General features: G+C 61.1%; 15 protein-coding genes. 7 read left to right on the forward strand and 8 right to left on the reverse strand.

Features of this window, described 5'->3' with window-relative positions:
• Window positions 1-94: 94 nt before the first annotated feature.
• Genes AC1RJW_RS07655 through petA form a run of 3 tightly spaced genes read right to left on the reverse strand, consistent with a single transcriptional unit; the run spans window position 95 to window position 2,919 of the window.
• Window positions 95-859 (reverse strand): cytochrome c1, encoded by a 765-nt coding sequence (locus AC1RJW_RS07655; protein ID WP_152254125.1) that lies wholly within the window; start codon window positions 857-859, stop codon window positions 95-97.
• Window positions 860-895: 36 nt separating this feature from the next.
• Window positions 896-2,308 (reverse strand): cytochrome b, encoded by a 1,413-nt coding sequence (locus AC1RJW_RS07660; RefSeq protein ID WP_493044460.1) that lies wholly within the window; start codon window positions 2,306-2,308, stop codon window positions 896-898.
• A 2-nt stretch (window positions 2,309-2,310) separates the two neighbouring features.
• Window positions 2,311-2,919, reverse strand: coding sequence for a ubiquinol-cytochrome c reductase iron-sulfur subunit (gene petA, locus AC1RJW_RS07665; RefSeq protein WP_086139939.1), 609 nt, complete (start codon window positions 2,917-2,919; stop codon window positions 2,311-2,313).
• A 412-nt stretch (window positions 2,920-3,331) separates the two neighbouring features.
• Between petA and mscL the strand changes: the two genes are divergently transcribed.
• Genes mscL through AC1RJW_RS07685 form a run of 4 tightly spaced genes read left to right on the forward strand, consistent with a single transcriptional unit; the run spans window position 3,332 to window position 6,057 of the window.
• A complete protein-coding gene (gene mscL / locus AC1RJW_RS07670) occupies window positions 3,332-3,781 on the forward strand; it encodes a large conductance mechanosensitive channel protein MscL (protein ID WP_489629201.1) in 450 nt (149 codons plus the stop codon).
• Between the two features lie 41 nt (window positions 3,782-3,822).
• Complete coding sequence (locus AC1RJW_RS07675) at window positions 3,823-4,983, forward strand: Do family serine endopeptidase (protein ID WP_071650259.1); 1,161 nt, start codon at window positions 3,823-3,825, stop codon at window positions 4,981-4,983.
• A 21-nt stretch (window positions 4,984-5,004) separates the two neighbouring features.
• Complete coding sequence (locus tag AC1RJW_RS07680) at window positions 5,005-5,697, forward strand: DUF2461 domain-containing protein (RefSeq protein WP_493044461.1); 693 nt, start codon at window positions 5,005-5,007, stop codon at window positions 5,695-5,697.
• A gap of 15 nt (window positions 5,698-5,712) precedes the next feature.
• Complete coding sequence (locus tag AC1RJW_RS07685; RefSeq protein ID WP_227742087.1) at window positions 5,713-6,057, forward strand: cupin domain-containing protein; 345 nt, start codon at window positions 5,713-5,715, stop codon at window positions 6,055-6,057.
• 18 nt (window positions 6,058-6,075) lie between these two features.
• Here AC1RJW_RS07685 and AC1RJW_RS07690 read toward each other — a convergent pair whose 3' ends face one another.
• From AC1RJW_RS07690 to AC1RJW_RS07710, 5 genes are all read right to left on the reverse strand, one after another.
• On the reverse strand, window positions 6,076-7,116 hold the full coding sequence (locus tag AC1RJW_RS07690) for an NAD(P)H-dependent glycerol-3-phosphate dehydrogenase (protein ID WP_493044462.1): 1,041 nt from the start codon (window positions 7,114-7,116) through the stop codon (window positions 6,076-6,078).
• A 68-nt stretch (window positions 7,117-7,184) separates the two neighbouring features.
• On the reverse strand, window positions 7,185-7,646 hold the full coding sequence (locus AC1RJW_RS07695; protein WP_493044463.1) for an SH3 domain-containing protein: 462 nt from the start codon (window positions 7,644-7,646) through the stop codon (window positions 7,185-7,187).
• Window positions 7,647-7,731: 85 nt separating this feature from the next.
• Window positions 7,732-8,205 carry a protein-export chaperone SecB gene (secB, locus tag AC1RJW_RS07700; RefSeq protein ID WP_034783580.1) on the reverse strand — a complete coding sequence of 158 codons (474 nt, stop codon included), beginning with the start codon at window positions 8,203-8,205 and terminating at the stop codon, window positions 7,732-7,734.
• A 160-nt stretch (window positions 8,206-8,365) separates the two neighbouring features.
• Window positions 8,366-8,632, reverse strand: a complete 267-nt coding sequence (grxC, locus tag AC1RJW_RS07705) for a glutaredoxin 3 (protein WP_493044464.1) — start codon at window positions 8,630-8,632, stop codon at window positions 8,366-8,368.
• Window positions 8,633-8,659: 27 nt separating this feature from the next.
• A complete protein-coding gene (locus AC1RJW_RS07710) occupies window positions 8,660-9,076 on the reverse strand; it encodes a rhodanese-like domain-containing protein (RefSeq protein ID WP_070220898.1) in 417 nt (138 codons plus the stop codon).
• Between the two features lie 106 nt (window positions 9,077-9,182).
• Here AC1RJW_RS07710 and gpmA point away from each other — a divergent pair, with 106 nt between their 5' ends.
• The 3 genes from gpmA (at window position 9,183) to AC1RJW_RS07725 (ending at window position 13,010) form a co-directional block, all read left to right on the forward strand.
• A complete protein-coding gene (gene gpmA, locus AC1RJW_RS07715) occupies window positions 9,183-9,929 on the forward strand; it encodes a 2,3-diphosphoglycerate-dependent phosphoglycerate mutase (RefSeq protein WP_070220895.1) in 747 nt (248 codons plus the stop codon).
• Between the two features lie 76 nt (window positions 9,930-10,005).
• Window positions 10,006-11,469 (forward strand): murein hydrolase activator EnvC family protein, encoded by a 1,464-nt coding sequence (locus AC1RJW_RS07720; protein WP_493044715.1) that lies wholly within the window; start codon window positions 10,006-10,008, stop codon window positions 11,467-11,469.
• Between the two features lie 47 nt (window positions 11,470-11,516).
• Window positions 11,517-13,010, forward strand: coding sequence for a S41 family peptidase (locus AC1RJW_RS07725; protein ID WP_326457735.1), 1,494 nt, complete (start codon window positions 11,517-11,519; stop codon window positions 13,008-13,010).
• Window positions 13,011-13,012: the final 2 nt, after the last annotated feature.

Consider the following 13,012-nt stretch of genomic DNA (forward strand, 5'->3'; position numbering starts at 1 on the left):
GGGTGAAGCCGCGAACGGCTCACCCCAGGTCGCTTGTCCACTCATGCGGACAACGCAGAAACAGGCATAAACCGGCCTATGGCCGGCGCCTCACTTATTTGACTTCCTTCCAGAACGACGCGTTAAGGCGCCATGCCAGCAGAGCAAAGACCGACAGGAACAGCAGTACCCAAACGCCCAGGCGCTTGCGTGTCTGCTGTGCCGGTTCGGCCATCCACTCCATGTAGCCGACCAGGTCGGCTACCGCATTGTCGTACTCGATCTTGTTCAACGTACCTGGCTTGACCTGCTCGAAGCCGGCAAATTTGTGGATCTTCTTGCCAGCTTCGTGCGGATCATTCTCTTCCACGAACTTGGCAGTCTGGACACCTTGCAATTCCCATAATACATGCGGCATGGCAACATTCGGCACGACCATGTTGTTCCAGCCGGTCGGACGAGTGTCGTCTTTATAGAACGTACGCAGGTAAGTATACAGGTAGTCGCCGCCAGTGCCAGCGGAAGATGATTTCGCGCGCGAAATTACCGACAAATCCGGCGGTACGACGCCAAAGAAGGCCTTGGCGTCCTGCGGTGCCAGGCTGGTCGTCATCAAGTCGCCGACTTTATCGCCGGAGAACAACAGATTCTGCTTGATCTGGTCTTCCGTCAAGCCCAGGTCGCGCAGGCGGTTGTAGCGCATCGATACGGCGGCGTGGCAATTCAGGCAATAGTTGACGAACAATTTGGCGCCATGTTGCAGCGCTGCCATGTTCGTCTGGCGGTCAGGTGCCTTGTCCAGCGGAAAGCCGCCTTCGCTGGCGAGAGCCATGGCAGGCACGAAGGCCAGGATGGCGAGCAGTTTTTTTGCAATCTTCATATGATGTATGTCCTTTGAGCGTGGCGTGAGAGCGGCTTAGTGCGGGTGAAACGTCACACGCGACGGCACGGTCTTGAACTTGCCCATGGCACTCCACCATGGCATCAGCAGGAAGAAGCTGAAGTAAATCAGGGTGCACACTTGCGACACGATGGTTTTCGTATCCGTTGGCGCCTGGGTCCCGAGGTAGCCGAGGATCAGGAACGACAGGCCGAAGATGGCGTACACATATTTGTGCCAGGTCGGACGGTAGCGGATCGATTTCACGGGCGAATGGTCGAGCCATGGCAGGAACGCCAGGATCACGACGGAACCGCCAAAGAACACCACGCCCCAGAATTTCGCATCGAGCACCTGCGGCAGCATGCCGATGATGGCGACGATGGCGATGCCGGCGATGATGGACTTGACCGTCGTCGACAGGCGCGACTTGAGCCAGATGAACGCCACGTAGGCGGCCACGACACCCATCAGCACGTACATGAAATCGGCCGTGGTGGCACGCAGCACCGAGTAGAACGGCGTGAAGTACCAGGTTGGCGCGATGTGCAGCGGGGTTTTCAGCGAATCGCCGGGCAGGAAATTGTTGTATTCCAGGAAATAACCGCCCATTTCCGGCGCGAAGAAGACGACGGCGCTGAAAATGACGAGGAAGATCGAGACGCCGAACAGGTCGTGCACGGTGTAGTACGGATGCGAAGGGATCGAATCGACGGGGTGGCCATCGGCGCCCAGGTTTTCCTTCACTTCGATGCCGTCCGGGTTGCTGGAGCCCACTTCATGCAGGGCGATCAAGTGCGCTGCAACCAAGCCCAGCAGTACCAGCGGGATGGCGATCACGTGGAAGGCGAAGAAGCGGTTCAGGGTCGCATCGGACACCACATAGTCGCCGCGGATCCACAGCGACAGGTCAGGGCCGATGAACGGGATGGCGCCGAACAGGTTGACGATCACTTGCGCGCCCCAGTACGACATCTGGCCCCATGGCAACAGGTAGCCGAAGAACGCTTCGGCCATCAGGCACAGGAAGATGGCGAAACCGAACAGCCAGATCAGTTCACGTGGCTTGCGGTAGGAGCCGTACAGCAGGCCGCGCGTCATGTGCAGGTAGACGATGATGAAGAAGGCGGAGGCGCCCGTCGAGTGCATGTAGCGCACCAGCCAGCCCCACGGCACTTCGCGCATGATGTACTCGACGGAATTGAAGGCCAGGGCCGCATCCGGTTTGTAGTGCATGGTCAGAAAGATGCCGGTGACGATCTGCAAGACCAGCACCAGCATGGCCAGCGAGCCGAAGATGTACCAGAAATTGAAGTTTTTCGGGGCGTAGTACTTGCCCCATTGGTCGTTCCACAGCTTGGTCAGGGGAAAGCGGTCATCGACCCAGCCCAGCGCTTTTTCGGCGGCGGGAGCGTCTGCCGGAAATTTCGTTTCTTTGAAAGCAGCCATGATCAAGCCTCGCCTTTCTCGTCTTTACCTATCAGCAATTTGGTGTCGCTCAGGTACATATGGCGCGGCACTTGCAGGTTGTCCGGCGCTGGCTTGTTCTTGAACACGCGGCCTGCCATGTCGAAGGTGGAGCCGTGGCATGGGCACAGGAAGCCGCCTTCCCAGTCATCGGGCAGCGACGGTTGCGGGCCGGGGGCAAATTTCGAGGAAGGGGAGCAGCCGAGGTGGGTGCAGATGCCGACGGCGACGAGAATTTCAGGCTTGATCGAGCGCGCCTCGTTCATGCAGTACGGCGGCGTGAATTCGGCGGGATTGCGTTGGGAATTGGCATCGGCGACTTTGCCGTCGGTCTTTTTCAGGGACGCGATCATTTCCGGCGTGCGCTTCAGAATCCAGACCGGCTTGCCGCGCCATTCGACGGTGCGCATTTCGCCGGGTTGCAAGGTGGTGATGTCTACTTCGACCGGCGCGCCAGCCGCTTTCGCGCGCTCCGACGGCTGGAAGGTGCTTACCAAGGCTCCCGCGGTTGCCAATCCAACTACACTGCCCGCCGCGCACGTGGCGACGAGCAAGCCGCGACGGCCTGAATCGACCTGCTTTTCGTTACTCATGCAAACCCCAATCAGTCAAAATGCGAATCTTTATTATGAGTGGCAGCCGCGAAAAACCGTCGCCGAAGCTCTTTCCCACTGATTGCCGCAACCCGCATCTTTGTACGGTAAAGTGGCAACATCCCTGCGGAACTTCGGCCAATGGCGCAGCCCGTGCCAGTTTCTTGTTGATTATCCGGAAGCGAAAAAGCCACTTCTGGCAACCGCAAATTATAAGTGAAGCAAACAACGAATAAAACAAAAACGTTGCTTGTACCATAATTTATATACTTTTGCAGGAGGTGGCTAGTTCTTTCGAACTAGATGCGCACGGCTGTGCCGGAATTGGTCTCGCCAGCAACCACAAGTTGGTGGCACTGGGAATCAATAGTATGATCGGCATGTTTTTTATACATATCCGAAGGAGAAATTCATGGCAATGATGCAAGAATTTAAAGAATTTGCAATGAAGGGCAACGTCGTCGATCTGGCGGTCGGTGTCATTATCGGTGGCGCCTTCGGCAAGATTGTCGATTCCCTGGTGCAAGACGTGATCATGCCGCCCATCGGCCGCATTTTCGGCGGCCTCGATTTCGCCAATTACTACCTGCCCCTGAATGGCCAGGCGACGACGATGACCCTGGTGGAAGCGAAAAAAGCGGGCGCCGTGCTGGCCTACGGTAACTTCCTGACCATTCTGCTCAATTTCGTCATTCTCGCCTTTATCATCTTCCAGATGGTGCGCCTGATGAACAAGGCCCGCCGCAGCGAACCGGTCGCGCCAGCCCCGGCACCGGCCACGCCGGAAGACATCGTGCTGCTGCGCGAAATCCGTGACTCCCTGCAGCAGAACGCACGCAACAGCAACAATCTGGCAAAATAAGCCGTTCCGGCACCGGCCGGCTGACCTGGGCAGAGAACTGTATGCGACGATTCTGGTTATTGTTTGCGCAAACCGTGACCATCGCGTTGGCGCTGTACTTTGTGTACGGCGCGCTGCGCCCGGCCAGCCGGGTACAGCAGCTGGGCTCTCCCGCCAAGCCGGTGCCCGTGGTGGAAACGGCGTCGAGCAGCCTGGCGCCCGGTTCCTACCGCGACGCGGCGGCGCGCGCCATGCCCGCCGTCGTCAACATCCTCACCCTGCAAGTGCCCAAGCGCGGCGCCCATCCGCTGGCGCGCGATCCCTTCTTTAAACGTTTCTTCGGCGACCGCGACCCGGACGGCGAAGATGACGAAGACTTGAAAAACAGCCTCGGCTCGGGCGTCATCGTCAGCCATGAGGGCTATGTGCTGACCAACAACCACGTGGTCGAAGGCGCCGACGAAATCGAAGTGGTGCTGACCGATGGCCGCAAGGCGCCCGCCAAGGTGGTGGGCCTGGATCCGGAAACGGACCTGGCCGTGATCAAGATCAACCTCGACAAGCTGCCCGTCATCGTGCTGGGCCAGTCGGAACTGGCGCGCGTGGGCGACGTGGTGCTGGCCATCGGCAACCCGTTCGGCGTGGGCCAGACGGTGACCATGGGCATCATTTCCGCCCTGGGCCGCAACAACCTGCACATCAACAGCTTTGAAAACTTCATCCAGACGGATGCGGCCATCAACTTCGGCAATTCGGGCGGCGCCCTGGTCGATACGCGCGGCAATCTGATCGGCATCAATACGGCGATTTATTCGCAAAGCGGCGGCTCCGTCGGCATCGGCTTCGCCATTCCCGTCTCGACGGCCAAGACGGTGATGGAAGCCATCATCAAGGATGGCCACGTGGTGCGCGGCTGGATCGGCGTGGAAACGCAGGACATCACGCCCGAACTGGCGCAAAGCTTCAACCTGCAGCGCACCAGCGGCGCCATTATCGCCGGCGTGGTGCGCAACGGCCCGGCCGACAAGGCGGGCATCGTGCCCGGCGACATCCTGCTGACGGTGCAAGGCAAGCCTGTCGGCGACACGACGGAAATGCTCAACCTGATCGCCCAACTGCCGCCTGGCGAAAAAGCTAAAATGACGGTGCTGCGCAAGAATCGCGAAGCGGCACTCGACGTGATGGTGGGCAAGCGCCCCATCCCGAAAGAGCTTTCCAAATAGTTGCTGATCGGAATTTGACACATGCATGTGCGTGATTTGACCCAATTTTTACGTGAACTGAGCGACAACAACAACCGTCCCTGGTTTGTCATGAACAAGCCCCGCTACGACATCCTGCGCGAGGAATTCCTGGCGCTGGTGACTGCACTCATTGCTGAACTCGGCAAGTTCGATCCGGCCGTGAAATACTGCAATCCGAAGAAGGCCTTGTTCCGCATCAACCGCGACGTGCGTTTCGCGCACGACAAGAGTCCCTATAAAACGCGCTTTTCGGCCGCCATCGCGCCGAACGACATGCGCCGCCCCAGCAAGGCGGGCGGTCCCACGTATTATCTGCAGATCGATGGCCAGGGCAAGCTGCTGTTCGGCGCCGGCGAATACATGCCGCCGCCGGGCCGCCTGAAGGCGCTGCGCGAGCACATGGTCAACGACGCGCCAGGTTTTTCCAAAGTGCTGAAAAATAAGCGTTTAAAGGCCCGTTTCGGCACCATCCAGAACGAGGGCAAGCTGCAGCGCCCGCCCAAGGGCTTCGAGGCGGATGCCGAACATATCGAATTCATCAAGCTGAAGAGCTTCTTTGTCTGGACCGAAGTGCCGCTGCCCGTGAATGAACCGGAAAAACTGCTGCCGACCCTGGCGGAAGGCTTGAAGGATGCGTGGCCGCTGGTCGAGTGGATGCGCGGCGCGAAAGAGCCGGAGGAAGTCACCGAGTAATTGCTGAGGGAGCACATGATGGCACTGGAGCACGCAAGTTCAGGACAGGTGATCGAGGTGCTGCGCAGGGACGGCGACGACCTGTCGCAGTTTTCCGCCATCGCGCTGGCCAGGACGGACGAACTGGAATTGATCCGCATGTGCATGCCCAAGGGCAAGACCATGCCCGAGCATCATGTGCTCGGTGAAATCACCCTGCTGTGCCTGCAAGGGCAGGTGGCGGTGACGGCGCATGGCGGAGAGCACTTGCTGGGGCCGGGGCAGATGTTGTACCTGCTCGGCGGCCAGGCGCATGCGCTGGAAGCGCGCGAAGACAGTCTATTATTACTGACCATACTCATGCACAAGGCGGGGCGCTAGGCGCCACCCGGTTTATTCTCAGGCCGCCTCGGCGCGCGGATCGCGCGACAGCAGCTGCTGCACCATCACGTGCGGCAAATCCCCATCGAACAGCACGCCGGCCACCGCGTTGGTGATCGGCATGTCGACGCCCATGCGGCGCGCCAGTTCGCGCACGGCCTTGGCGCAGGGCACGCCTTCGGCCACATGACCGAGTTCGGCCACGATGGTGTCCAGCGCCTTGCCTTGCGCCAGGCCCAGGCCGACGCGGCGGTTGCGCGACAGGTCGCCCGTGCACGTCAGAATCAAGTCGCCCATGCCCGTCAAGCCCATGAACGTTTCCGTCTGGCCACCCAGGGCCGTGCCCAGGCGCGTGATTTCCGCCAGGCCCCGCGTGATCAGCGCGGCGCGCGCATTCAGGCCCAGGCCCAGGCCGTCGGCCACGCCGGTGGCAATGGCCAGCACGTTCTTCACGGCACCGCCCACTTCCACACCCACCAGGTCGTCGCTCGCATACACGCGGATGGTGCCGCCATGCAAGGCCGAGACGACGGCGCCGCGCAATGGCGCGCTGTGCGAAGCGATGGTCAGCGCGCACGGCAAGCCGCGCGCCACTTCCTGCGCGAACGAGGGACCGGACAGGGCGCCGCCGGGGATATTGTCGCCCAGCACTTCCTGCACGATCTGGTGCGGCAGCAGTCCCGTGCCGCCTTCAAACCCCTTGCATAGCCACACCAGGTTGCCGATGGCCTTGTCTTTCAGCTGCTGCAGCATGGGCCGCAGGCCCGCCACGGGGCAGGCGGCGATCAGGAGGCCGTGTTCGCCGCTGGCATGCGCGACGGCGGCGTCGAAGTCGGCGCCGATGCGCAGCTGCGGCGGCAAAGGGAAGCCCGGTAAATAGCTGTTTTCGCCGCTGGCGGCCATGGCGGCCATGGCTTCGCCATTGCGGCCCCACAGCAGCACGTCGTGGCGGCCGGCCAGGGCCATGGCCACGGCCGTGCCCCAGGCGCCTGCGCCGAGGATGGTGATCTTGCGGGGCAGGGCCTTGGCGGCGGGAGATGTATCTGGAGAAACTTGCATGCAACCTCAGTGGGGCGGAAGAAACGGGTACGGCGCCCGGGCCGGTCGCCCGGTGCGCAGGGCGGGGCTTACAGACCCCACACCTCGCTGGTCTTGACGTAGCCGTTCTGGCCATCCTTGTGGCGTACCTTGACCCAGCCGGAACTCGGTTGCTCGCTCATTTCCAGCAGCACGCCCTTGTCGACGAGGATGATGGCGGAGGCGTTGTCGTCGGGGCTGGCGCGAACCTTGAGGTTCGCGGCGCGCGCTACGACGTTGCGCTTGGCCGACAGGCCCTTGGCTTCCGTCCAGGCCATTTCGCCGCTGGCGTCGCGGACCTTGACCCATTCGCCATAGCTGAGCACGACTTCCAGCGGCATGCCGCGTGGCGCCACGTACAGCTTGCCGCCCTTGGAGGACGGCGCGTCATACAGGATGACGGGGGTCGCGCCCACCGTCTTGAAATCGACGGCGTGGCTGGCGGCGGTGGCCAGCAGCAGCACGGCGCCGGCCATCCAGCGGAACTTGCTCAAGAGCGCACTTTTCAACATGATATTTTTTGAACCTTAACGAAACACGGCGGCCAGGCCGCCGTGTCAGGCCAGCCCCAAGGGGCCGGCGGGGTCTTGCAAGAGCTTAGTGCGTTTCGCTGGCTGCTGGTGCTGCTGCAGCGGCGTCAGCAATAGCTTGCAGACGTTGTTGGTAGAACACTTCGAAGTTGATCTCGGCCAGGTGCACTGGCGGGAAGCCGGCACGGGTGATCACGTCGGCGATGTTGGCGCGCAGGTAAGGGTAGATGATGTTCGGGCAGCCGATTCCCAGCAGCGGATCGAGTTGATCGGCAGGAATGTTGCGTGCTTCGAAGATACCGGCTTGCTTGCCTTCAACCAGGAAAGCGACTTTTTCGCCGACCTTGGCCGTCACGGTGATGGTCACGGTGGCTTCGAAGATGCCGTCGGCCAGAGGCGCAGCGCCCACGTCCAGAGCGACTTCGATCGCTGGTGCTTCTTGTTCCAGGAAAATAGCTGGGGAATTTGGTTGTTCCAGCGACATGTCTTTCAGGTAGACGCGTTGGATTTGGAAGACTGGTTGCAGATTTTCGTCAGACATGGAACGCTTTCGTTGTAAGGGACAAGAACGGCACACCGTTCAAATATGGTGCTTGCGGTATTCAAACCGCGCCGGGTAGGCGCGGCCAGATCAGGTGCGAGGGCAATTGTATCAAAACAATACGACAAAAAACCAAGCAATTTCTCGAACCCGCTTTATATCAGGCTGCCGTGCCGTTTAACAAGGGGTCCAGCTTGCCAGCTTGATCAAGCGCATACAAATCGTCGAATCCGCCCACGTGGGTATCGCCCACATAGATTTGCGGCACCGTGCGGCGGCCCGTGCGTTCCATCATCTTGATGCGCTCTTCCGGGGCGAGGTCGACGCGGATCTTTTGCACGGCGACGCCCTTGGCTTCCAACAGGCGCTCGGCGCGCACGCAATACGGGCACACGGCGGTGCTATACACAATTACGGGGACGGTCATGATGATTCCTTCTAGTTAAATGCCGGCTTACTTCGCCAGCGACAGGGTTTTCAATGGCAAACCCTGCTTTTTCCATTCGTCGAGGCCGCCTTCCAGGCTTGTTGCCTCAGCGAAACCGGCTTTGCCCAGCAGGCCGACGGCGGTTGCCGAACGCGAACCTTTCTGGCAAACCACTACAATGGGGCGCGTTTTGAATTTTTCCAGCTCGCCCATGCGCTTTGCCAGTTCCGGCAGCGGAATATTTTTTGCGTCAGGCAAGTGGCCCGTGGCGAATTCTTCCGCGCTGCGCACGTCGACGATGATGGTCTTGCCACGGTTGATCAGTTGCGTGACTTCCAGCACGGTCGCGCGCTTGCCGCGCATCGACAGCAGTGGCCAGAGGAGGGCGCCGCCGGAAATAATGACGATGGCAAACAGAAAAATGTGGTCGATAATGAATTTCACGTAGGGTCCAATGGTTTAAGTCAATCCGCGCATTATAAAATAGAAGCTGGACGAGGTCTTTTTACGTTTTGCTTTTTTGATTTGAACCCCTTGAGAAGATAGAACTATGTACAAAATCGTTTTCATGCGTCACGGCGAGTCCACCTGGAACCTCGATAACCGCTTCACCGGCTGGACCGACGTCGATCTGACGGAAAAGGGCGTCAACGAAGCCAAGGCCGCCGGCCAGATCCTCAAGCAGGAAGGTTTTACGTTCGACGTGGCCTACACTTCCGTCCTGAAGCGCGCCATCCGCACCCTGTGGCTGGCGCTCGACGAGATGGACATGATGTATTTGCCGATCAAGAACGACTGGCGCTTGAACGAGCGCCACTATGGCGCCCTGCAAGGCCTGGACAAGGGCGAGACGGCCGCCAAGTACGGCGACGAGCAAGTACTGGTGTGGCGCCGCAGCTACGACACGCCGCCGCCGCCGCTGGAAGCGAACGACGACCGCGCCTCGTACAACGATCCGCGCTATGCCGGCTTGCCGAAAGCGTCGATTCCGCTGACCGAATGCCTGAAAGACACCGTGGCGCGCGTGATGCCGGCCTGGGATGAGGAAATCGCCCCGGCCATCCGCGCCGGCAAGAAAATCATCATTTCGGCCCACGGCAACAGCCTGCGCGCGCTGATCAAGATGCTCGATGGCATCAGCGACAGCGATATCGTCGGCCTGAACATCCCGAACGGCCAGCCGCTCGTGTATGAACTGGACGCCGACCTGAAACCGATCCGTCATTACTACCTGGGCGACCCGGCAGCGATTGCGGCAGCGCAAGCTGCCGTGGCGAACCAAGGGAAGGCCAAGTAACTTGTTGTCTTTCTTCCGCGGCACAGCGATCGCCCCCTCTGCTGAACGACCCCTGCCGGCGTGGCGCGCCGGCGCCATGCTGTGCGCAGCGCTGCTCTTCTCGAGCGGTGCCGCACAGGGTGCCAAGCCCACCGAACGCAGCAAGCAGAAAGCGGCCGCGGAAGCACAACGTGCTGGATTGCAACAAAAGCTGACGGCGCTCAAGCGCGACATCAGCCGCACGGAAAGCGCCAAGGATGACGCGGCCGATACCCTGGCCGAGTCGGAAGAGGCCATTTCCAACGCCAACCGCGCCTTGCGCGACCTGGCGCAGGAACAAAGCGAGACGGGCGTGAAACTCAATGCGCTGGGGCAAGAGCACCAGCAACTGACGGCCACCGTCGAAAAACAAAAGACGCAGCTGTCGAAGTTGCTGCGTGAACAATATGTCGCCGGCAACGAAGACCGCATCAAGCTGCTCTTGTCGGGCGACAATCCGAACCGCATCAACCGCGACTTGCAATTGATGGCCTATGTGTCGCAGGCGCAGGCGCGCCTGCTCGACGCCTTGCGCGCCAACTTGCTTGCCGTGGAGAAAAACCAGGCGGACGTGCAGAACGCCAAGGATGAGCTGGAAGAAATCGCGCAGGAAGAGCGCGACCAGAAGGCCCTGCTGGTGCAGGAGAAGGCGCGCCGTGCCGCCTTGCTGACGAGCTTGTCGCAGCGCCTGGTGGCGCAGCGCAAGGAAGTGGGCAATGTCGAGCGCGACGAACAGCGCATGGGCAACCTGGTCGACAAGCTGGCGAAACTGATCGAAGAGCAGGCCGCCGCCGCCGCGGCGGAAAAGAAACGCCAGCAATTGCTGGCCGAACAACGTGCCGCCGCCAAGGCCGCCGCCGACGCCAGGATTGCGGCGGAAAAGCGCGAACGCCTGCTGGCCGCGCGCGCCAAGGCCGCCCAGGCGCAGGCCGAACGCGAACGCATTGCGAAAGAGCAACAAAACAAATCGGGCAAGATCAAGCCGCAGACGCCGCCAGCGCCGCCCGTGAAGCTGGAGCCGATCGACGACGACGAGCCGCCGCAAGTGGCCAAGGTGGCGCCGAAACCCGAACCGAAGCCGGAACCGGAGCCGGAACGCCCAAGCCTGGGCCCGGCCGCGCCGGCCGGCGCCTTTGCCAGCATGAAAGGGCAGCTGCGCGCGCCCGTGGCGGGCAAGATCGCCGCCCGCTTCGGCAGCAAGCGCGGTGACGGCCCCAGCTGGAAGGGCGTGTTCATCCGCACGGGCGAAGGCAGCGAAATCCACGCCATCGCCGGCGGCCGGGTCGTGTTTTCCGACTGGCTGCGCGGTTTCGGCAATTTGATCATCGTCGACCATGGCGGCCAGTACATGAGTATTTATGGCAATAACCAGTCCCTGCTGAAACGCGTGGGCGATGCCGTCAAGGGCGGCGACGCCATTGCCAGCGCGGGCAACAGCGGCGGCAACGAGGAATCAGGGCTATACTTTGAACTGCGTCATCAGGGCCGCGCCTTCGACCCCGCCACCTGGGTGAAGTTTTAAGTTCCCACCATTGCTGCGGCAGCGAAATTGTAGATTGCGAAGAATTCATGGGTATCAAAGTCAAAAGTATCGGCCTGATCGGTCTGGGCGTACTGGCCGGCATCGGCATGTCGCTGCAGTACCCGGCCGTGGCGCAGAAAATCACGAATGCCCCGCTGCCGCTCGACGAGCTGCGCCAGCTGTCCGACGTCTTCGGCCTGATCAAGACCGATTACGTCGAGAAGGTGGAAGACAAGAAACTCTTGACGGAAGCCATTTCCGGCATGGTCTCGTCGCTGGACCCGCATTCCGTCTACCTCGATAAAAATGCCTTCAAGGAAATGCGCGAAAGCGTGCAGGGCAAGTTTGTCGGCATCGGCATCGAAGTGAGCATGGAAGACGGCTACGTGAAAGTCGTCTCGCCCATCGAGGACAGCCCCGCCGCCAAGGCCGGCATCCTGGCGGGCGACCTGATCACCCGTCTCGACAATATCCCGTTGAAAGGCTTGCAGCTGGAAGACGTCATCAAGAAGATGCGCGGCCAGCCTGGCAGCAAGCTGGTGCTGACGATGTCGCGCAAGGGCGAAAGCAAGCCGCTGGTCTTCCCCATCGTGCGCGAGGAAATCCGCGTGCAAAGCGTGAAGGCCAAGATGGTCGCGCCCGGCTATGCCTGGCTGCGCATCGCCCAGTTCCAGGAACCGACCGTGGACGACATGGTCAAAAAGATCAACGCGCTGTATGCGCAAGACCCCAAGCTCAAGGGCCTGGTGCTGGACTTGCGCAACGATCCCGGCGGCGTCGTGCCGGGCGCCATCGGCGTGGCGACAGCGTTTCTTCCGGGCAACTCCGTGATCGTTTCCACCAAGGGCCAGCTGCCCGAGTCGAAACAGGTGTTTTATGGCCGCCGCGAATTCTATGCGCCGCCGGGCGCCAAGGCCGACCCGCTGGCCAAGCTGCCGGCCGCGCTGAAAACCGTGCCGCTGGTGGTGCTGGTCAATGCCGGTTCCGCGTCCGCCTCGGAAATCGTCGCCGGCGCCTTGCAGGATTACCAGCGCGCCACCGTCATCGGCACGCAAACGTTCGGCAAGGGTTCCGTGCAAACCTTGCGCCAGATCACGGCCGACACGGCCGTCAAGCTGACGACGGCCCGCTACTACACGCCGAAAGGCCGCGCCATCCAGGCGCGCGGCATCGTGCCCGACCTGCTGGTCGATGAAACGGCCGAAGGCGACGGCTGGAACAGCCTGCGCGTGCGCGAGGCGGACCTGGAAAAACACCTGAGCAGCGACGATGGCAAGCCGGAAGCGGCCAAGCCGACCATGGAAGGCATGCAGGATCAGCTGGAAGAAGAGCAGCGCCTGATCGCCACGGCGAAAAAGCGCAAGCCGCTCGAATACGGCGCCAAGGATGATTTCCAGCTGCAACAAGCCCTGAACCACTTCCAGGGCTTGCCGGTGCAGCTGGCCAAGGTGGACCCGAAGGTGGAGAAGATCGGCGCCAAGCCGGAAATCGCTTCCGACATCAAGGCGGACGACAAGAAGATTCCCGTGCGCAAACCGTAGTC

Source organism: Janthinobacterium sp. GW822-FHT07A03, from assembly GCF_058798815.1.